The sequence below is a fragment of the Nocardia donostiensis genome, from assembly GCF_002081715.1.
GTDB classification, from domain to species: domain Bacteria; phylum Actinomycetota; class Actinomycetes; order Mycobacteriales; family Mycobacteriaceae; genus Nocardia; species Nocardia donostiensis.
This window is the reverse complement of the sequence record NZ_MUKP01000022.1, coordinates 70,280-89,718: the sequence shown is the minus strand read 5'-3', so window position 1 is coordinate 89,718 and position 19,439 is coordinate 70,280. Positions and strand designations below refer to the sequence as shown.

Genomic DNA, 19,439 nt, shown 5'->3' with positions numbered 1-19,439 from the left:
GCGATGACGGCGCGCACGCTGTAAGCGCAGTAAACTAGACGATTCCGTCCGCTCAACCTTCCCGGGCCCTGTCGTGCCCGGCCCACCGGGGTGACAAGGAGTCCGTTTTGCCCGACCGCCTCACACAGGACCGCCCTGCCCCCGACCGTGTTCCCGATGACGGCGCGGCACGGGCGACCGAACCGATCGATGACGCCGCACAGGAGCAGGCCTACCTGTCGGTACTCTACGACCGCCTCGACGGGATGCGCTCGTATGCGCAGAACCGGCTGCGCACCGTGCTGCTGGAATCGGGCGGCACCCCGCAGGCCCGCAGCGAACGCGAATCGTTCACCGCGCTCTACACCGAGGACCTGGCCAAATACGACGCCGCCGAACACGGGCTGTGTTTCGGCCGCATCGATCTGGTCGACGGCGAAGACGGGCCGGAGCACCGCTATATCGGCAGGCTCGGCATCCTCGACGAAGACAACGACTACGAACCGCTGCTGCTGGACTGGCGCGCCCCGCTGGCCCGCCCGTTCTATCTGGCCACCACCGCCGCACCGGACGGGGTGCTGCGCCGCCGCCATATCCGCTCCCGCAACCGGCGGGTCACCGCACTCAACGACGAATATCTCGACCTCGACGCGGCCCGGCACGCCGGAGTAACCGCGGCCGACGGCGGCGTCGGCAGTGAAAGCGCGCTGCTCGCGGCGCTCAACGCGGCACGCACCGGTCATATGACCGACATCGTCGAAACCATCCAGAGCGAGCAGGACGCGATCATCCGCGCCGAGCACAAGAGCGTGCTGGTGGTCCAGGGGGGCCCGGGCACCGGGAAAACCGCCGTCGCATTGCACCGGGCGGCCTACCTGCTCTACACCTACCGCCAGCAGCTGGCGAAAAGCGGTGTGCTGATCATCGGCCCGAACGCCACCTTCCTCGATTACATCGGCCAGGTGCTGCCGTCGCTCGGCGAAACCGGTGTGCTGCTGTCGACGATCGGCGATCTGTATCCGGGGATGAAAGCCACCCGGACCGATTCGCTGCGGGCGGGTGAGATCAAAGGGTCGCTCGAGGTGATCGATATGCTCAAGAAGGCGGTGCGCGACCGGCAAGAGGTGCCGAGCGAACCGATTCAGCTGAGCTTCGACAGCTACCCGCTGATCCTGGACCGCAAGGTCGCGACCCGGGCACGCGGCCGGGCCAGGTCATCGCGGCGCCCGCACAACCTGGCCCGCCCGATTTTCGCCTCTAGCGTCATCGACGCGCTCACCGATCAGCTGGCCCAGACCATGGGCGCCGACCCGGCAGGCGGCGCAAGTCTGCTCAGTGCTGCGGACCTGTCGGAGATCAGCGACGAAATGCGCGGCGATCCGCAGATCCAGCGCGCGATCGGCGAACTGTGGCCGATTCTGTCGCCGCAGCAGGTGCTCGCCGACCTGTTCGCCGACCCAGAACGGCTCGGCCGTGCGGCGCCGAAACTGGACCCGGCGGACCGGGCCGAACTGCTGCGCCCGGACAACGGCGAGTTCAGCGCCGCTGACGCGCCGCTGCTCGACGAATTGGCCGAACTTCTCGGTGTCGACGACGCCGAGGAGCGGGAACGCGCCCGCCGTCGCTGGCGCGCCCAGCTCGCCGAAGCGCAGGATGCGCTGGACATCCTGACCGGGTCGGCGCCGCAGGATCTCGAGGACGATCTGGATCCGGAGATCCTGATGGCCTACGACCTCATCGACGCCAGTCAGCTTGCCGAACGTCAGCAGGTGCGGACCCAGCAGACCACCGCGGAACGCGCGGCGGGCGACCGCACCTGGACCTACGGACATGTCATCGTCGACGAGGCACAGGAACTGTCGGAGATGGCGTGGCGCATGGTGATGCGCCGTATCCCGAACCGGTGGGTCACCGCGGTCGGCGATGTCACACAGACCGGGGATCCGGCGGGCGCCTCCTCCTGGCAGGAGGTACTGGAACCGTATGTGGCCGCCCGCTGGAAGCTGACCGAACTCACCGTCAACTACCGCACGCCGGCCGAGATCATGACGCTGGCCGCGGATGTGCTCGCCGCCATCGATCCGGATGCCGACGTACCGCGTTCGGTGCGTGAATCAGGGCATCCGCCGCGCGCGCACCGGGTGGCACGCGCCGAGCTGGCGGCGAAGGTATCGGGGTTGGTCGGCGCCGAACACGGCCCCGGCACCACCGCGGTCATCGCCCCACACGCCCTCATCGGCGAACTGGCCGACCTCGAGGCCGAAGCGGTGCGGGTGCTGACGGTGGCGGAGGTCAAAGGCCTGGAGTTCGACGCGGTGTATCTGGTGGAACCGCAGCACATCTTGAACGAATCCCCGCGCGGTCTCAATGATCTGTACGTGGCGCTGACCCGCGCGACCCAGCGGCTCACGGTGGTCCACAGCGATGAGCTGCCCGAGGCGCTGGCAGCGCTGCAGGACCCGGACGACTAGACCCGGACATGACGAAGGCCCGGCCACTTGGTGATAGCTGCCGGGCCGCAACGGGCTCACGGGCATCCACCGGCCCGAACGGCCGGGTCCGGCGCCGGACGCGTCCGCTAGCGAACGGTGTGCACGATCAGCACATCCGAACGCGATTTGCGCGCCACATCCGACGGCACCGAACCGAGTAGCCGCCCGGTGATCGTGTTGAGTCCGCGGTTGCCGACCACCAGCAGATCGGCCTGCGTTTCCCTGACCAGGTTCAGCAGCGATTCCACCGGTTCACCGACGACTGCGCGTTCGACGATCTCCTTGGCGCCTGCGGCGGCCGCACGGTCGCGGGCGGTGCGCAGGATCTCGCTGGTCGGGGCCGAACCGCGAACCTGATAGGCCTCGTCTTTGAGCACATCGGCGGCCGCGGCGACATCACGATCAGTGCTCGGGTAGTAGGCACAGGCGATGATCAGGGTGGCACCGGTGGCGGCCAGTGAGGCGGCTTTGTCCACGGCTACATACGACGAGTCCGAGCCATCGGTACCGACGACAATGGTCCGGTAGGCGGTCATCTCTCCTCCAACTGTGCTGGTGTCTGCGAGCGCCCGCTGCCGGGCTCGTCCCGGCGAAGCGGGCTCCGGCGTGGCGGCTGCGTCGACCATAGCGGCAACCCGGCCGGGAATTATCAGAATTCGCAATACATCACACGTGGAGCTTTCCGCATTCCCCGGCGTTGCCTTACCCGGCGCCCACCACTATGACCGGGCCGACCTGGGCGAATACAATTCCGAAACGGAAGCGTTGTGATGTTGCACAACATCAGGCGAACACCGTTGAAGCACTGGGATATTCATCACACCATGCCGAGCGGACGGGGCCGGGCCTGCGCCACCGGACTGAACAGCCGCATAGTGGGCGACCCGGACCACCGGATGATATTACTCAGGGCCACGGCCGGTAGCCCGCCCAGAAAATTCCGAGAATCGCGCCGATGATGTCCATTGTTTCACCACCTTCCGGGACGATGTGAACCGCAGAATATCAGCGAGTACGTTGTGCACATCACAGATGGAAAAGCGGCCCGGTCAGGGTCAATCCGAGCTCCTCGGTATGGGCGAAGAACGCGAACAGCATCAGCGACGCCCCCGCCAATGCCAGATCCTTGTTGAACTGGATCATCTCGTTCTGTTCGGTCTGCGGGTCGTCGGCCGCCCAGAACCGGTGCATGAAGAACGCGGTCGGTAGCAACATGATGAACAGCAGCAGCGCGCCGAGGTCGGCCCATACGCCGAGCAGAATGCTCAACGCGCCCAACCCCATCAACACCCCTGAGGCCAGCACGCCGATACGCGGGGCGGGAACCCCTTGGCTCCGGGCGTATCCGGTCATGGCCTCGGTCTGGCTGAAATGCCCTATGGCCGAGCTCACGAACAGCACCACGAACAGCACCCGCCCGATCAGCACCACGATATCCATGTCCTGCTCCCTTATCCGTCGTCGACAGGTTCGGACAATGCTCAACCGCTCACGACCTTCGAAGTCACCTCATCGCGCGAGCGTAGCGAACTCTTGGCATATTCCAGCGGAGCCATTCCGACTTCCGCAGTGAATTCCCGGGTGAAATGGGCCTGATCGAAATAACCGAGTTCGGCCGCCAGCGCCGCGAGATCCTCGATGCGGCCGCGGGCGAGCAGATGGGCGCCGTCCTGCAGGCGATAACGGCGCAGCACCCATTTCGGTCCGGCCCCGATGTAGCGCCGGAAAAGTCTTTGCAACCTCCGGGTCGGGACCCCGAACCGTTCGGTCACCTGATCCACCCGGGTCAGCTGCCCGTCGCGCGCCATCGTCTCGACGATACGCAGCACCAGACGATAATTGAGGTCCTCGCCCACCGTGCGGGCCGACAGGAACTCCTCCACCACCCGGCGGCGACCGGCATCGCCGCTCTCGGCCAGCACGCGGTCGGCCAGATCACCGGATTCCGGCATGACTTCGGCCAGCGGAACCGCGCGGTCGCGGAAGGATCCGACGTCCAGCCCGGTGAACGCGCCGAAACCACCCGCGCGGAAACGCACCCCGAATGTTTCCCCGGAATCGGCTAATTCCCGTACATATTTCGTGGTGCAGACTCCGTTGACGAAAGCGCCCGAACGAGCCGAGGTCTGTTCGAAGGTGACGTTGACGCACGGGTACGGCAGCACCTGCGCGTAATACGGTGGCCTGCCCCGCAGATCCCAGCGCACCGACCAATACCACTCGACGTAGACGCCCACTTCCGGCCCGGCGGGCAACCGCACCAGGGTGCGGTGGCGAGCCTGTTCACGCGGGTGCAGGATGCCTTTGTCGTCGCCGGGTACCGGCTCGGACGCCGGCAGGATCGGGGCCGTATCGCCACGCGAACTCATCGGTGTCGCTTTCTTACAAGACCATGCGATCGCCTTCGACAACAGTGGTTGCCATGACCGACACAGTGAACCCGATTCCCGATGGCTACCACTCGATCACCTGTTTCCTCGCTGTCGGTGACGGCAACAAAGCGATCGATTTCTACCGCGCGGTATTCGGCGCCGAAGTGGTCACTCGCAACGACCTGCCCGACGGACAGCCCGCCCATGCCGAGCTGAAAATCGGTGACTCGACAATCCAGGTCGGCATGCCGGTTCCCGATCACGGGGTGCTCGCCCCCAACGGCGAATGGGTGCACACCTCGGTGGTGCACTACTGCCCCGATGTGGATGCTGTGGTGGCCCGAGCCCGCGAGCACGGCGCGCGCAGCGCCGATGACCCGCAGACCTTCGTCACCGGTGACCGCTATGCCGCGGTCCACGATCCGTTCGGACACCGCTGGGTGGTGATGACCAGAGTCGAGGACGTATCCCCGGAGGAGGCCGAACGCCGGGCGAACGAGTGGATGGCGACCCAAGCCTGACACCGCACCCGGACCGGTTGCCGTGCCCCGCGCGGGCGCGGCAATCCGGGGACCGCTCAACTCAACCCCGCGGCGTCCATACCGCGCAGCTCCTTCTTCAGATCGGCGATCTCGTCACGTAACCGCCCGGCCAGCTCGAACTGCAGCTCGCGCGCCGCGTTCATCATCTGATCGGTCAGCTCCTGCACCAGATCGGCGAGTTCGGCGCGCGGCATCGCGGAGATATCCCGGCCTTCGATCACACCCGCACTCACTGCCCGCCCCGGTTCGCCCTGGGCGCGGCGGCCACGGCTGGTGTTGCGTCCGGAGCCGCCGACCGGGACCTCGTCGTCGGCCTCCTGATACACCTGGTCGAGGATGTCGGCGATCTTCTTGCGCAGCGGTTGCGGGTCGATGCCCATGTCCTCGTTGTATGCGATCTGCTTGGCGCGGCGCCGTTCGGTCTCCTCGATGGCGTGCCGCATCGAATCGGTGACCTTGTCGGCGTACATGTGCACCTCCCCGGACACGTTGCGGGCGGCGCGCCCGATGGTCTGGATGAGGCTGGTGCTGCTGCGCAGAAACCCTTCCTTATCCGCGTCGAGGATCGCGACCAGCGATACCTCCGGCAGGTCGAGACCTTCACGCAGCAGGTTGATACCGACCAGCACGTCGTATTCGCCGAGCCGCAGCTGCCGCAGCAACTCCACCCGGCGCAGCGTGTCGATCTCCGAATGCAGGTACCGGACCCGCACGCCGAGCCCGAGCAGATAGTCGGTGAGGTCCTCTGCCATCTTTTTGGTCAGTGTGGTGACCAGGACGCGTTCGTCGCGTTCGGTGCGCAGCCGGACCTCGTGCACCAGGTCGTCGATCTGCCCCTTGGTGGGTTTGACGATGACCTTCGGATCGACCAGCCCGGTCGGGCGGATGACCTGCTCGACCACCTCACCGCCGGTGCGGCCCAGTTCGTACGGACCCGGAGTGGCCGACAGGTACACCGCCTGGCCGATCCGGTCCGCGAACTCCTCCCAGGTCAGCGGCCGGTTGTCGACCGCGGACGGTAACCGGAAGCCGAACTCCACCAGATTGCGTTTACGCGACATATCGCCTTCGTACATCCCGCCGATCTGCGGGACCGTGACATGCGATTCGTCGATGACCAGCAGGAAATCGTCGGGAAAATAGTCCAGCAGCGTGGCGGGCGCAGACCCGGCAGCGCGGCCGTCGATATGGCGCGAATAGTTCTCGATACCGGAGCAGAACCCGACCTGGCGAATCATCTCCAGGTCGTATTGGGTGCGCATCCGCAGTCGCTGCGCTTCCAGCAGTTTGCCCTGGCGTTCGAACTCGGCCAGCCGTTCTTCGAGTTCGGCCTCGATATCGCGGACCGCCCGCTCCATCCGTTCCGGCCCGGCCACATAGTGCGTGGCCGGGAAGATGCGCAGCATATCCACCTGGCGAACCACGTCACCGGTGAGTGGATGCAGATAGTACAGTGCCTCGATCTCGTCGCCGAAGAATTCGATGCGCACCGCCAGTTCCTCGTAGGAAGGGATGATCTCGACGGTGTCGCCGCGTACCCGGAACGATCCGCGGGTGAAGGCCATATCGTTGCGCGTGTACTGGATGTCGACCAGCAGCCGCAGCAGGGCGTCGCGGTCCACCTCGGTGCCGACCTGCAGCTGCACCGACCGGTCCAGGTACGACTGCGGTGTGCCGAGGCCGTAGATGCACGAGACCGACGCAACCACCACCACATCGCGCCGCGACAGCAGGCTAGAGGTGGCCGAATGGCGCAAGCGCTCGACATCGTCGTTGATCGAGCTGTCCTTCTCGATATAGGTGTCGGTCTGCGCGATGTACGCCTCGGGTTGGTAGTAGTCGTAGTAGGAAACGAAGTACTCGACGGCGTTATGGGGCAGCATCTCGCGCAGTTCGTTGGCCAGCTGCGCGGCGAGGGTCTTGTTCGGCGCCATCACCAGGGTGGGGCGCTGCACCCGCTCGATCAGCCAGGCGGTGGTCGCGGATTTACCGGTACCGGTGGCGCCGAGCAGCACCACATCCGGTTCACCCGCGGTGAGGCGCCGCTCCAGTTCATCGATCGCGGCAGGCTGGTCGCCCGCAGGCTGATAGGGGCTGACCACCTGGAACCGGCCGTCGGCGCGTTCGATCTCGCCCACAGGGCGGAACTCCGACCGGGCCAGCGGGGTCTCGCCGTCGGCCTCGCTGCTCGCGGGCGCTGCGGCGGCGTCGGCCTTGGCACGAAGTTCGGTTGCGAATGCCATGCCAACCAGGGTAGGCCCGGTCACCGACAAGTTACGGGCCGTGGCCGGTCGCGGCGGCCGGTAGATTCTGTGGACATGGCACAGGCACCAGCAGTGGACGTCCACCGGCCCAAGGTGGAGTACTTCAATGTGGCAGAGCTGACCAATATCGATCCGAAGGGGTTCATCCGCGCGGTCGAACGCTTCCACACCGAACCCTGGGGCCTGTACATGGCGCGCACCGCCGATCACCCCGAATTCCACTACCTGGAGTCCTGGCTGCTGCCGAGCCTGGCGATCCGCGCCACGGTGTTCCATTTCCGTCCGGCGCATCTGCGCGACCAGGACTACTACATCGACATCGGCGAATTCCGCCAGATCGAGCCGAAGAAATGGCGTTCGGTGGACCACTACCTCGATCTGGTGGTGCGCACCGGTCGCGAGACGAAACTGCTCGACGTCGACGAACTGCTCGCCGCCCACACCGCGGGCCTCATCGACGCAACAACCGCCGAAGCCGCAGTGGCCGCTGCTACCGCGGCCATCGACGGTATCGCCGCCAACGGACACGATTTCCAACGCTGGACCGAAAGCCTCGGCATGCCGCTGACCTGGCTCTAGACGTGGGGAGACCGGATCAGGAGGCTGCCGTACAGCGGGGATGATGTCGACGAGCTGTTGGCGTGGACAGGGGCGGTGAGGCCGCCGCCGGGCGCTGGCCGCTCAGGCCCTCACTCTTGCGCACCGAACGCAGACCGGGCCTGCAGAACCCGCGGATACACCGAGTCGAACCACGGTTTCTTGATCTCCAGGTAGGCTGCCACCGCCGCGTCACCGGTCAGCCCGGCGGCCTTCTTCTCCCCTTCCCGTTTGACTTCCGCGTACTCCGCACGAGCTGCCGCATCCGCGCGGAGCCAGTCACGGAACGCCAGCGCAAACTCCTGTCCCGGCGTTCCCGCCACCCGCAGATGCACTCGCGCCGGACGACCCGGGTCCGCACTAGCGTGCACCCGCTTGGCCCAGCGCGTGATATCCGTGCCCGCCGGATCCTCGGCAGTCGGTGTGGGGTTGTCGTGGGAGATATGTGTCTGCACCGGGAATCCGGCAGCGGCGAGCGCCTCGCGTAGGCCGTCGGCGGCAGCGAGGTCGGCGACGGTGATCTGCAGATCGATCACATCTTTGGCGGGCAGCCCCGGCACCGCGGTGGAACCGATGTGGTCGATCCGCTGCGCCGCCGACCCGCAGGCCACCCACAGCCGCGCGATCAGCCGCTGCGCCTGCACCGCCCAGTCCGGGTCGTGTTCGACGACCCGGAATTCGGTGGACGCGACCTGGCCCGCGCGCAGATTCGCTTCGAACGGGACCAGGCGCTCATCCCACAGCCGATGAACCGCCTCTTCGATCGCGCCGGCCGGTCCGTTGTTGTCCAGCAGCACATCGGCTACCGCGCGGCGCTGTTCATCCGTGGCTTGCGCGGAAATACGGGCACGAGCATCCGCTTCGGCAACCCCGCGAAATTCCACCAGCCGTCGAATTCGAGTTTCCGCGGCCACATCGACGACGATCACCAGATTCATCAGCGGCGCGAGGCCGTTCTCCACCAGCAGCGGGATATCCTGCACGACTATTGCGTCCGGCGCAGCGGCGGCCAGCAGTTCCGCAGTGCGTTTACCGACCAGCGGATGGGTGATGGAATTGAGTCGCGCGCGTGACTCGTCGTCGCCGAATGCCTTGGCCGCCAATGCGGGGCGGTCCAGGCTGCCGTCGGCGGCGAGGATATCGGCGCCGAACGCGTCGACCAGGGCGGCCAGCCCCTCGGTGCCCGGGGCAACCACCTCTCGGGCTATCACGTCCGAGTCGATGATCACCGCTCCGTGTTCGGCGAGTATCCGAGCCACTGTCGACTTTCCCGCGCCCATACCTCCGGTGAGGCCGATTCGTAACATCCGACCAGTCTCGCACCGTCGTGGTTCCGCCGCCGAGGTGCCCTGGTGCCTTGCGCTCCGCCGCGCGGAACTCGTTTCGGCGCGTCGGGCGCATATATCGCTTCGGGCGCGGCAGGATGTAAACGAATAACGAGCGAACCATCTGTTGCCACGAATACCAGATCCGATCTGGAATACCCACTGCGCCGGGCTATTTCACCTCCCTCCGAAGTAATTGCCCGTTCCGTGACGCAGCCGAGACCATTTCGCAACATTTACGGTCGATCCCGACTTTCGGGGAAGAAATTTTCGACACGCAGGGTAATTTGCTGCTTAAAATACGCGGCGAACAACGTTGTTTGGACTATTCTTCGCCGTGGCGTCCAGGCCGATACCGGAAAGCAAAGGAAGACCATTGGGCACAAACAACCAGACGGGTCGCCACCGCCTGGGTATGGCGGGGCGAGTGCATTGCCTCGAGATCCCTGCCGTCGCGGCAGCTCTAGCTGAGCATCGCCGCACGTGGTTCACCTCATTGATCAGTCCGGCTCGGCACAGTTTCGCGGCCATGCGCAGACGTCCAGCCGTGCTGCGTACCCGCTGGGTGCCCGCCACCGCAGGCTGATCCGTTCCACGGTTCGTGGCCCAGCCCCTCGGGTTGGGCCACAGCCGTATCTGCCGAGTACAGGCCGTGCCCGCCACCTAGAGAAACGCGAAGACCCCGGTCCATGCTCGGACCGGGGTCTTCGGCTGTCTACCGCTGTTCGGGTCTACGTGGTGCTCACGCGTTCCCGGAGAGCTTCTCCCGCAGTGCCGCAAGCTGGGCATCGCTGGCGAGCGAGCCGCCGCCCGACTCGGCCTGGCCCGCAGCCTGGGCGCCGCTCTCGGAAGAGTAGTTGGAGGCGCCGCCGCCGGTCGCAGCCTCGGCTGCGGCATCGGCCGCCATCTTCTCCATCTGCGCGGTGTGCATCTTGTGGCGACGCTCCGCCTCGGCGTAGCGGCCTTCCCACTCTTCGCGCTGCTTGTCGAAGCCCTCGAGCCATTCGTTGGTCTCGGGATCGAAGCCCTCGGGGAAGATGTAGTTGCCCTGCTCGTCGTAGCTGTCGGCCATACCGTACTTCGACGGATCGAATTCGGCGTGGTAGTCCTCGTTGGCCTGCTTGAGGCTCAGCGAGATCCGGCGACGCTCCAGGTCGATGTCGATGACCTTGACCATCGCGTCGTCGCCGACCGCAACCACCTGGTCGGGGACCTCGACGTGGCGCTCGGCCAGCTCGGAGATGTGCACCAAGCCCTCGATGCCCTCTTCGACACGGACGAAGGCGCCGAACGGAACCAGCTTGGTGACCTTGCCCGGCACGATCTGGCCGATCGCGTGGGTGCGGGCGAACTGACGCCACGGATCTTCCTGGGTGGCCTTGAGCGACAGCGAAACGCGCTCGCGGTCCAGGTCGACGTCGAGCACCTCGACGGTGACCTCGTTGCCCACCTCGACAACCTCGGACGGGTGGTCGATGTGCTTCCAGGACAGCTCGGAGACGTGCACCAGACCGTCGACACCGCCCAGGTCGACGAAAGCGCCGAAGTTGACGATGGAGGAGACCACACCCTTGCGGACCTGGCCCTTCTGCAGCTGGTGCAGGAACTCGCTGCGCACCTCGGACTGGGTCTGCTCCAGCCAGGCGCGACGGGACAGGACCACGTTGTTGCGGTTCTTGTCCAGCTCGATGATCTTGGCCTCGATCTCCTTGCCGACGTACGGCTGCAGATCGCGGACGCGACGCATCTCGACCAGGGAGGCGGGCAGGAAGCCACGCAGGCCGATATCGAGGATCAGACCGCCCTTGACTACCTCGATGACGGTGCCGCGGACCGCCTCGTCCTTCTCCTTGAGCTCCTCGATGGTGCCCCACGCACGCTCGTACTGCGCCCGCTTCTTCGACAGGATCAGACGGCCCTCTTTGTCCTCCTTGGTGAGAACAAGGGCCTCCACCTCGTCGCCCACGGAAACGACCTCGTTGGGGTCGACATCGTGTTTGATGGAGAGTTCGCGGGAAGGGATGACGCCTTCGGTCTTGTAACCGATGTCGAGCAGAACCTCGTCGCGATCGACTTTGACGATGGTTCCTTCGACGATATCGCCGTCGTTGAAGTACTTGATCGTGGCGTCGATGGCGGCGAGGAAGTCCTCGGCAGAGCCGATATCGTTGACGGCTACCTGCGGCGAGGTGACAGTGGTGGGCATGTGGCGGTTTGCTCCGGACGGATTGTGGTCGGTTGCGGACAATGGATCTTTCGGTATTCTGCGGGCACCGGACGAGCCGGTGAGTGATCACTCGCGGGTTCAGCGTACGCGACCTTTGTCCAGCCGGGCAAACCGGTCCCGGCGGCGCGCCGATAAGGTAGCTGCGTGTCGGAAGATCGTCATGCTCAGGCAAACGCGCTGCTCGGAACTGTAGGCCCGGCCCGCAACCGGCTGGACAGCGCCGACAGCCAGCGAGCGAGCAGACGGTGGTGGGACGCCGACGCCGAGCAATACCACCGCACCCACGCCGATTTCCTCGGCGTCGACTCTCCCGGCGGGGAGTTCATCTGGTGCCCTGAGGGCCTGCACGAAGGTGATATGCGGCTACTCGGCGATATCGAGGGCAAACGCGTGCTGGAAATCGGCTGCGGTTCGGCTCCGTGCTCGCGCTGGCTGGCTGGGCAGGGCGCGCAACCCGTGGGACTAGATCTGTCGATGGGGATGCTGAAGCGTGGTGTGGCGGCCATGGCGCGGGGCGGGCCCCTGGTCCCGCTGGTGCAGGCGGGCGCGGAAGCGCTGCCGTTCCCGGACGAATCGTTCGATCTGGCGTGTTCGGCGTTCGGGGCGATCCCGTTCGTCGCCGATTCCGCGCTCGTGATGCGGGAAGTAGCTCGGGTGCTGCGCCCGGGCGGGCGTTGGGTATTCTCCGTCAACCATCCGATGCGCTGGATCTTTCCCGACGACCCCGGCCCCGATGGGCTCACCGCCGCCATCCCGTACTTCGACCGCACTCCCTATATCGAGGTCGACGACGCGGGTGAGGCGACGTATGTCGAGCACCACCGCACCATCGGCGACCGAGTCCGCGAAGCCGTCGCTGCCGGCCTGGTCCTCGATGACATCGTCGAACCGGACTGGCCGGAATGGCTGGACCGCGAATGGGGCCAGTGGAGCCCGCTGCGCGGCCAACTGTTCCCCGGCACGGCCATCTTCGTTACCCATAAACCGGTATGAGCAGCGCGCAGGTCGGCTTGGTAGCCGTCTTCGGAAGACAAGCGGTTGCCGCCGACCGAGGCCGAGGCGGGGAAACGGGCTCGGCAGCCTGATGTCCTTGGCTCGGCAGGGATCAGGTGGGCACGGCTGCTCGCGCGAGCGGGAGGTGGGCATTGACATGTTCCAACCGGTACGAGGAACGCAACTGCGCAAGCCGTTCCAGATCGGTTCCGTACAGTCGCTCCGCCAGAGATGAATCGAGATCGACACTGCCGTATAGGTAAGGACGCCCACCCAGTTCGCAACAGCGCGCCAGAAGATCACGAAATGCGTCCCGGATACCGGCGACAGCGGCCTGGTCGTGCGGCTCGACCCCGGTATAGATGCCCAGTCCGATCGAGACAGGGGCAGCGGAGGTCGGAGCGAAAGCGAACGAGGTTGCGTCGGGCGGACGGCGCATGATCAGAAAGTACAGAATCGGGCGTACCCGGTTCAGGGGAGCACGCTGTAATAGGGGCTCGACCGCCGCAACCATCGGCGCGAGGCGCCCGGCGGGTACGACATAATCGCTCCACAGGCGTACCCGATCAACGCGTAGACCGGCAGGCCGCCCGCTCTCCCGCTGCCCGATGAAGGGTAGATCAAGTCTGAAAGTGCAGTTCTCCTCGCTGCATCGTCGCCGATCCGAGCCGTCCAGGCCGATAAACGAGTAGAGCTTGTCGCGACGCAACCCCGCCCAGTAGGCGACAACGTCCTCGCGCTGCGCGATCCGTTCGGCGTACTCGGCGAGTTCGGCGAGTGTGGCATGTCGCACTCGGTGCACATGTGTCTCGCGTTGGTACGGGACGGTGCGCAGCACTGCCCGTTCGATCAACCCGACCGTACCGAGCCCGCCGAGCGCGAACCGGAACAGCTCGGGATGGTCGTTACGCGAGCACCAGCGGCTGGCACCCGTTCCGTCGATCAGCTGAATTCGCTCCACTTGATCGACCTGCATACCGTACCGCACCGAGTAGGTACCGACGCCGCCCACCGAGAGAGTGCCGCCTACCGAAACGTGCAGATAGTCGGTGAGTACCGGAAGGGCCAGGCCGCGACGGTTCAGGTAGCGCTCCAAGCCGTACCAGCTCATCCCCGCTGGCACCTCGACCAGTCCGTCGCCGAGAAGCCGCACCTGCGATGCGGCGGCACCCGGCGCATACGTGACGAGCAGCTCGCCGTCGGTGACGGTTTGCCCATGGCAGGAATGCCCGGCCCCACGCAGTGTCAACGGCCGACCGGAGCCGAGCAGCGCGGAAGGAAACGCGGAGGGCATCCGATATACAGCCCGGGGGACGGCACGGCGCAAGCCACCGAAGTCAGTGGTGAACTCTTCGATGGCGACCTCACGGAAACTTGTGATCTCCTCTTCGGGATACCGAAGCTGTGCACAGTATGGCCGCTTCCCACCGCAGGGAACTGCAATGGTCGTTGGCACCGGCACGGGCGGCGCGCCGATCAGCACTGCTGTTCCGCGCACCGTATCTCAGGGAGGCTGCGCGCCCCGGCCGCAAGCGCCATGACGGCAGCACTCGGTCGAGCGATGGACTCATTGGCTGCTTTCCCCGCCGGTGCGGGGCCGCGGTGGGCGACCAGCCTGGTCGAGGGCACGCCGGAGGGCGAACTCGATCTGCGCGTTGACGCTGCGCAGATCGTCGTTCGCCCATCTGGCGATGGCCTCGTATACGGCCGGGTCCAGCCGGAGCAGCACCTTTTTACGTTCGACCATCGGCGCGAATCAGGAGTAGAGGGACCCGGTGTTGACTACCGGCTGGGTGGGGCGGTCGCCGCAGAGGACGACGAGCAGGTTCGACACCATCGTCGCTTTACGCTCCTCGTCCAACTCCACCACTCCCTGTTCGGACAGTCGTTCCAGCGCCAAGCCGACCATGCCGACCGCGCCCTCCACGATGTGGGTGCGGGCGGCAACGACCTGCGCGGCCTGCTGGCGCACCAGCATGGCCTGGGCGATTTCGGGCGCGTAAGCGAGGTGGGTGATGCGGGCCTCGAGCACTTCGATACCGGCCATCTCGGTACGTTCACGCAGTTCGACGGTCAGTTCTTCGGCGATTTCCGCGCCGTCACGCAGGCTGGTTCGGCCCTGCTGGTGCGCGTCGTAGGGGTGACTGGTCGCGAGGTGCCGAACCGCCGCCTCGGACTGCGTCGCCACGTACTCCTCGTAGTCGTCGACAGCGAAGGCTGCCTTGAAGCTGTCGACCACGCGGTAGACCACCACCGCGGCGATTTCGACGGGGTTGCCGTCGGCGTCGTTGACCTTCAACTTCTGCGTTTCGAAGTTGCGCACCCGCAGCGAGATACTGCGCCGGTCGGTCAGCGGCAGCACGGCATAGAAGCCGGGATCGCTCACCGAACCGATGTAGCGGCCGAAGAACTGCACCACTTTGGCCTCGTTCGGGTTGATCACGGTCAGACAGGTGATCGCGAGCAACAGCAGCGCCAGCACAACGCAGGCGACGATCGCGACGGCCAGCGCCGCACTATTGCTGTCGCGCGTCCAGACGATGAATCCCACCGCCGCCGCGCCGCTGACGGCAGCTGTCACCACCAGCCAAGCGAACAGGACGACGAATCCGTTGGTACGGACCGCGGCGCGAAGCTCCATAACTTCCTCCAACTATCAAAGTGATATCACCATGGTAGCAAAGTGCCTCAGAATCCCGGACATCTGGCCGAACGTCCATGACAGCTCGTCAGGCGAATGCTGTGGTTTCAGCGGGCCATGTCCCGTGGCCCGGTTTCGCCTTGCTCCAACAGGCCGGACAAAGATGACGGGCCGGTGCCGAGACCAGCCGCTACAGCAGCCGGGACAGGAATGCCTTGGTCCGGTCCTGCCGTGGATTCGACAACAGATCGGCGGGCGGACCGGCTTCGACGACCACCCCTCGATCCATGAAGACCAGCTGGTCGGCGACCTCGCGCGCGAAACCCATTTCGTGAGTGACCACGACCATGGTCATGCCGGAATCGGCGAGTTCACGCATCACCGTCAGCACCTCCCCGACCAGCTCGGGGTCCAGGGCGGACGTCGGTTCGTCGAACAGCATCAGTTTCGGGTCCATGGCCAGCGCGCGTGCGATCGCGACCCGCTGCTGCTGTCCGCCGGACAGCTGCGCAGGATAGGCGTTCGCCTTGCCGACCAGACCCACCCGATCCAGCAACTGCTGCGCCCTGGCCACCGCGTCGGCCCGGCGGACCTTGTTGACCACAGTGGGTGCCTCGACGATATTGGCCAGCGCGGTGCGGTGCGGGAACAGGTTGAAATGCTGGAAGACCATCCCGATCTCCCGGCGCTGCCTGGCCGCATCCCGCGGGTGCAGTTCGTAGAGTTTGCCGTTGCGCTCGCGGTAGCCGACCAGTTCACCATCGACATACAGGCGTCCGGCATCGATCTGTTCCAGATGGTTGATACAACGCAGAAAAGTGGATTTCCCCGAGCCCGACGGACCGATCACACACAGCACCTGTCCACGCCCGACCTCGAGCGACACCCCTTTGAGCACCGGCAACGCGCCGAAACTCTTGCACACCCGGTCGGCCACGATCATCGGCACGGCACCGCTGCGCTCGTTCACTTCGCCCTCTCCACGTTCTCGGCCTCGGCCAGTTCCCGCAGTTGCCCGGCGGTGAGCTGCCGCGACAACCCCTTCGAGTAGTACCGCTCCAGGTAGTACTGCCCCACCATCAGCACGCTGGTGATCGCCAGATACCAGGTAGCGGTGACCAGCAGCAGCGGAATGGGCAGGAAGTTCACGCCGTAGATATCGCGCGCACGCCCGTACAGGTCGGTGCTCAGCGGGATGGCGGTGACCAGCGCTGTGGTTTTCAGCATCCCGATGAGTTCGTTGCCGGTGGGCGGGATGATCACCCGCATCGCCTGCGGAAGCACGGTGCGGCGCATCGTCTGCGACCAGGACATACCGAGCGCGATCGACGCTTCCCGCTGCCCCTCGCCAACGGAATTGATTCCGGCACGCACGATTTCGGCCATATAAGCGGCCTCGTTGAGCCCGAGACCGATCACCGCGAACGCGAAAGCGGCCTGCAGACTCTGCACATCCAGTTCCGTGAACTGCGGTCCGAACGGGATGCCGATCACGATCCGCTGATACAGCGACGGCACCAGACCCCACAGCACCAACTGCACGAAAACCGGTGTCCCACGGAAAATCCACAGATACAGCCACGCGCTGGCACGCAGTACCGGATTCGGTGACAACCGCATCACCGCGAGCACGGTGCCGAGTATCACGGCGATCGCCATGGCCAGCACGGTCAATTCGAGGGTGACCACCGCACCTGCGGCGATCCGGCTATCGCGCAGGTACTGCCAGTACACATCCCAGCGGTAGGCCGGGTTGGTGGCGGCGCCGTACACGAACAGCCCGGCCAGCACCAGAATGAGCACGGCGGCGATCCAGCGGCCCGGTCTGCGCAGCGGGACGGCCTTGATCGGTTCCGGTTCCGACCGGTCTGCGTCGGTGCTGATCGTCATCGTCAACTCCTCGCGCCGTTGATGACAGAGGTGCTGATCGCGCCCTCCTGCACCCCCCAATTCTCGGCGATCTGCCGGTATATGCCGTTATCGATCAGATGCTGCAGCGCGTCGCGCAGTAACGGCCCCAGCGGTGACCCCGTGGCCACCGCCCAGCCGTAGGGTTGCGCGTCGAAGACCGGGCCCGCCGGTTCGATCTTGCCTTCGGTGAGACGGATCGCGTACGCGGTCACCGGCGAATCGGCCGACATACCGTCCACCTGACCGAGCACAAGGGCGTTGGTGGCGGCGCTCTGTTCGTCGAAGGCCTGGATGACGATCGGGGGGTTGCCCTCGGCCACGCATTGCGCGCTCTTGGCGGGCACTTCCTCGATGTGTTCGACGGTGGTGGCCTGCACGGCGACGCGTTTACCGCAGGCGTTCAGCGGGTCGATCGGCTGGCCGGTGCGCTGCGCCCATTGCACACCCGCAGCGAAGTAGGTGATCAGGTCCACCTGCTTCTCACGTTCGCGGGTGTCGGTGATCGAGGACATCCCGACGTGATAGGTACCGGCCTGCACGGCGGGGATGATCTTTTCGAACGCGGATTCGATGTAGTCGGCGCGGATACCGAGCACCGCGGTCACGGCGTTCATCAGGTCCACATCGAAGCCGACGATATTGCCGTTGCGGTCGCGGTATTCGTTGGGCTGATAGGGAACGTTCACCCCGACCGCCAGCGCCCCGGACTGTGCGATCGGGGCGGGGACCCGGGCGGCGATGGCATCGACCCGCTGCACCGGCACCTTCGGCACTTCGGGGCCGATGTCCTCGATATTGGTGGTGCAGCCGCTGAGCACCAGCACACCCCCAGCAAGCGCACTCAGCAATCGCAGGGCATGCTTGCCGAGCAGGAATCGTCCAGCCACCACAGCCCTCCACATCCGGGTCGGCACTCTCCGGCTCGGCGCAGCCTGCGAGACGAAGGGACCCGTGCTGGAGGGTAATCGACGCCGAGCAGGATAGGGGGCACTACCGTCTGCAGAGCATGGTGCAGTCGGTGGAACTTCTGCTCGACGAGACAACCGAGTCATATATCCGCAGGCAGTGGGATCTGCTCGCACAGGCAGGGCTGGCCAGTCCGGCCCACGCGGCGAGCGGCGGTGAACCCGGCAGGCCGCATATCACGCTGTCGGTGGCGCGGGAGATCTGGCCGCGTATCGATCGGGAACTGGAACGTACAGCCTTCGAGCCGTTCCCGGTACGTCTGGGCGGGGTGCTGGTCTTCGGCGCGCGGCGGCTGATCCTGGTCCGGCTGGTGGTGCCGTCCGAGCAGTTGCTGGCCTGGCAGCGGCGGGTACACCGGATCGTCGAACCGTGCCCGGGGGTTCCGGCGAATCTGCGGCCGGACCATTGGACACCCCATGTGACGCTGGCGCGGCGGGTGCCGCAGCAGTTGCTCGGCGAGGCGATACGGGCTGTGGCGGCGGACCGTGATTTCACCGCGACCGGGGTGGGTATTCGACGATGGGACGGCGATCGGCGACGGGCCTGGGCAGTCGCCGACGGCGTATGACAACGTGGGACCCACGACAGCCCATCGCCGCATCGCCCGCGGGAAAACAACGCAGGCCCACAACGAACAGCCACGCCGTGACGCGGCGCCACGGAACACCACACCCGCCGCCAGCGTTACAGCCGGCATACCCCAGATGAGAGGACGTCCATGGCCACCCAGACGCTGACGCAGCAGAATTTCGATGAGGTAGTCACCGGAAACGACGTGGTACTCGTCGATTTCTGGGCTTCCTGGTGCGGCCCGTGCCGCAGTTTCGCGCCCACCTACGAAGCGTCGTCGGAGCAGCACCCCGATGTCGTGCACGGCAAGGTGGACACCGAGGCCGAGCAGGGGCTCGCAGCCGCCGCCAATATCCGCTCCATCCCGACCATCATGGCGTTCCGGGAGGGCGTGCTGGTCTTCGCGCAGCCGGGCGCACTGCCGCCTGCCGCCCTGGAGGACCTGGTCACCCAGGTCAAAGCGCTGGATATGGACGAGGTGCGCAAACAGATCGCCGAACAGCAGCCCGGAAACGGGAAGGCGGCGGAATAAGCCGAAACACCCGGACGGGCCGCCCCCA

General features: G+C 65.8%; 18 protein-coding genes. 6 read left to right on the top strand and 12 right to left on the bottom strand.

The genetic code is table 11. The annotated features are described in order from the left end of the window. Nucleotides 1-185: 185 nt before the first annotated feature. Nucleotides 186-2,450 carry a HelD family protein gene (locus tag B0T44_RS16105; RefSeq protein WP_245839576.1) on the top strand — a complete coding sequence of 755 codons (2,265 nt, stop codon included), beginning with the start codon at nt 186-188 and terminating at the stop codon, nt 2,448-2,450. Between the two features lie 107 nt (nt 2,451-2,557). Here B0T44_RS16105 and B0T44_RS16100 read toward each other — a convergent pair whose 3' ends face one another. From B0T44_RS16100 to B0T44_RS16090, 3 genes are all read right to left on the bottom strand, one after another. Then, nucleotides 2,558-3,007, bottom strand: a complete 450-nt coding sequence (locus B0T44_RS16100) for a universal stress protein (protein ID WP_077119964.1) — start codon at nt 3,005-3,007, stop codon at nt 2,558-2,560. 490 nt (nt 3,008-3,497) lie between these two features. Beyond that, on the bottom strand, nt 3,498-3,911 hold the full coding sequence (locus B0T44_RS16095) for a DoxX family protein (RefSeq protein WP_077119962.1): 414 nt from the start codon (nt 3,909-3,911) through the stop codon (nt 3,498-3,500). A gap of 41 nt (nt 3,912-3,952) precedes the next feature. Beyond that, the gene (locus tag B0T44_RS16090; RefSeq protein WP_077119960.1) at nt 3,953-4,840 is read right to left on the bottom strand and encodes a helix-turn-helix domain-containing protein; all 888 of its coding nucleotides are present in this window, start codon (nt 4,838-4,840) and stop codon (nt 3,953-3,955) included. A gap of 53 nt (nt 4,841-4,893) precedes the next feature. On the opposite strand from B0T44_RS16090, the gene B0T44_RS16085 reads away from it, so the two are divergent. Further along, nucleotides 4,894-5,364 carry a VOC family protein gene (locus tag B0T44_RS16085; RefSeq protein WP_077119958.1) on the top strand — a complete coding sequence of 157 codons (471 nt, stop codon included), beginning with the start codon at nt 4,894-4,896 and terminating at the stop codon, nt 5,362-5,364. A 56-nt stretch (nt 5,365-5,420) separates the two neighbouring features. Here B0T44_RS16085 and uvrB read toward each other — a convergent pair whose 3' ends face one another. Then, entirely contained in the window at nt 5,421-7,628 is a 2,208-nt protein-coding gene (uvrB, locus tag B0T44_RS16080) for an excinuclease ABC subunit UvrB (protein WP_245839564.1), read from the bottom strand. 75 nt (nt 7,629-7,703) lie between these two features. Here uvrB and B0T44_RS16075 point away from each other — a divergent pair, with 75 nt between their 5' ends. Continuing rightward, a complete protein-coding gene (locus B0T44_RS16075) occupies nt 7,704-8,228 on the top strand; it encodes a ribonuclease FAU-1 family protein (RefSeq protein ID WP_077119956.1) in 525 nt (174 codons plus the stop codon). Nucleotides 8,229-8,338: 110 nt separating this feature from the next. Here the strand turns inward: B0T44_RS16075 and coaE are convergent, their stop codons facing one another. Continuing rightward, entirely contained in the window at nt 8,339-9,553 is a 1,215-nt protein-coding gene (coaE, locus tag B0T44_RS16070) for a dephospho-CoA kinase (protein ID WP_077119954.1), read from the bottom strand. Between the two features lie 760 nt (nt 9,554-10,313). Further along, nucleotides 10,314-11,777 carry a 30S ribosomal protein S1 gene (gene rpsA / locus B0T44_RS16060; protein WP_077119950.1) on the bottom strand — a complete coding sequence of 488 codons (1,464 nt, stop codon included), beginning with the start codon at nt 11,775-11,777 and terminating at the stop codon, nt 10,314-10,316. Nucleotides 11,778-11,942: 165 nt separating this feature from the next. Between rpsA and B0T44_RS16055 the strand changes: the two genes are divergently transcribed. Then, on the top strand, nt 11,943-12,791 hold the full coding sequence (locus B0T44_RS16055) for a class I SAM-dependent methyltransferase (RefSeq protein ID WP_077119948.1): 849 nt from the start codon (nt 11,943-11,945) through the stop codon (nt 12,789-12,791). Between the two features lie 112 nt (nt 12,792-12,903). On the opposite strand, the gene B0T44_RS16050 is transcribed toward B0T44_RS16055, so the two are convergent. The 6 genes from B0T44_RS16050 to B0T44_RS16025 form a co-directional block, all read right to left on the bottom strand. Continuing rightward, entirely contained in the window at nt 12,904-14,085 is a 1,182-nt protein-coding gene (locus B0T44_RS16050) for an FAD-binding protein (protein ID WP_139347942.1), read from the bottom strand. A 273-nt stretch (nt 14,086-14,358) separates the two neighbouring features. Continuing rightward, complete coding sequence (locus B0T44_RS16045; RefSeq protein WP_077119944.1) at nt 14,359-14,538, bottom strand: type II toxin-antitoxin system antitoxin; 180 nt, start codon at nt 14,536-14,538, stop codon at nt 14,359-14,361. Nucleotides 14,539-14,547: 9 nt separating this feature from the next. After that, on the bottom strand, nt 14,548-15,432 hold the full coding sequence (locus tag B0T44_RS16040; RefSeq protein ID WP_077119942.1) for an SPFH domain-containing protein: 885 nt from the start codon (nt 15,430-15,432) through the stop codon (nt 14,548-14,550). A 190-nt stretch (nt 15,433-15,622) separates the two neighbouring features. Further along, entirely contained in the window at nt 15,623-16,375 is a 753-nt protein-coding gene (locus tag B0T44_RS16035; RefSeq protein ID WP_077120044.1) for an amino acid ABC transporter ATP-binding protein, read from the bottom strand. 23 nt (nt 16,376-16,398) lie between these two features. Next, the gene (locus B0T44_RS16030) at nt 16,399-17,322 is read right to left on the bottom strand and encodes an amino acid ABC transporter permease (RefSeq protein WP_077119940.1); all 924 of its coding nucleotides are present in this window, start codon (nt 17,320-17,322) and stop codon (nt 16,399-16,401) included. A 2-nt stretch (nt 17,323-17,324) separates the two neighbouring features. Next, nucleotides 17,325-18,245: an ABC transporter substrate-binding protein gene (locus tag B0T44_RS16025; protein ID WP_077119938.1), complete on the bottom strand. Its 921-nt coding sequence runs from the start codon at nt 18,243-18,245 to the stop codon at nt 17,325-17,327. A gap of 104 nt (nt 18,246-18,349) precedes the next feature. On the opposite strand from B0T44_RS16025, the gene B0T44_RS16020 reads away from it, so the two are divergent. Together B0T44_RS16020 and trxA are read left to right on the top strand one after the other, a co-directional pair. Next, a complete protein-coding gene (locus tag B0T44_RS16020; RefSeq protein WP_077119936.1) occupies nt 18,350-18,877 on the top strand; it encodes a 2'-5' RNA ligase family protein in 528 nt (175 codons plus the stop codon). Between the two features lie 150 nt (nt 18,878-19,027). Next, complete coding sequence (gene trxA, locus B0T44_RS16015; RefSeq protein WP_077119934.1) at nt 19,028-19,411, top strand: thioredoxin; 384 nt, start codon at nt 19,028-19,030, stop codon at nt 19,409-19,411. Nucleotides 19,412-19,439 lie beyond the last annotated feature (28 nt).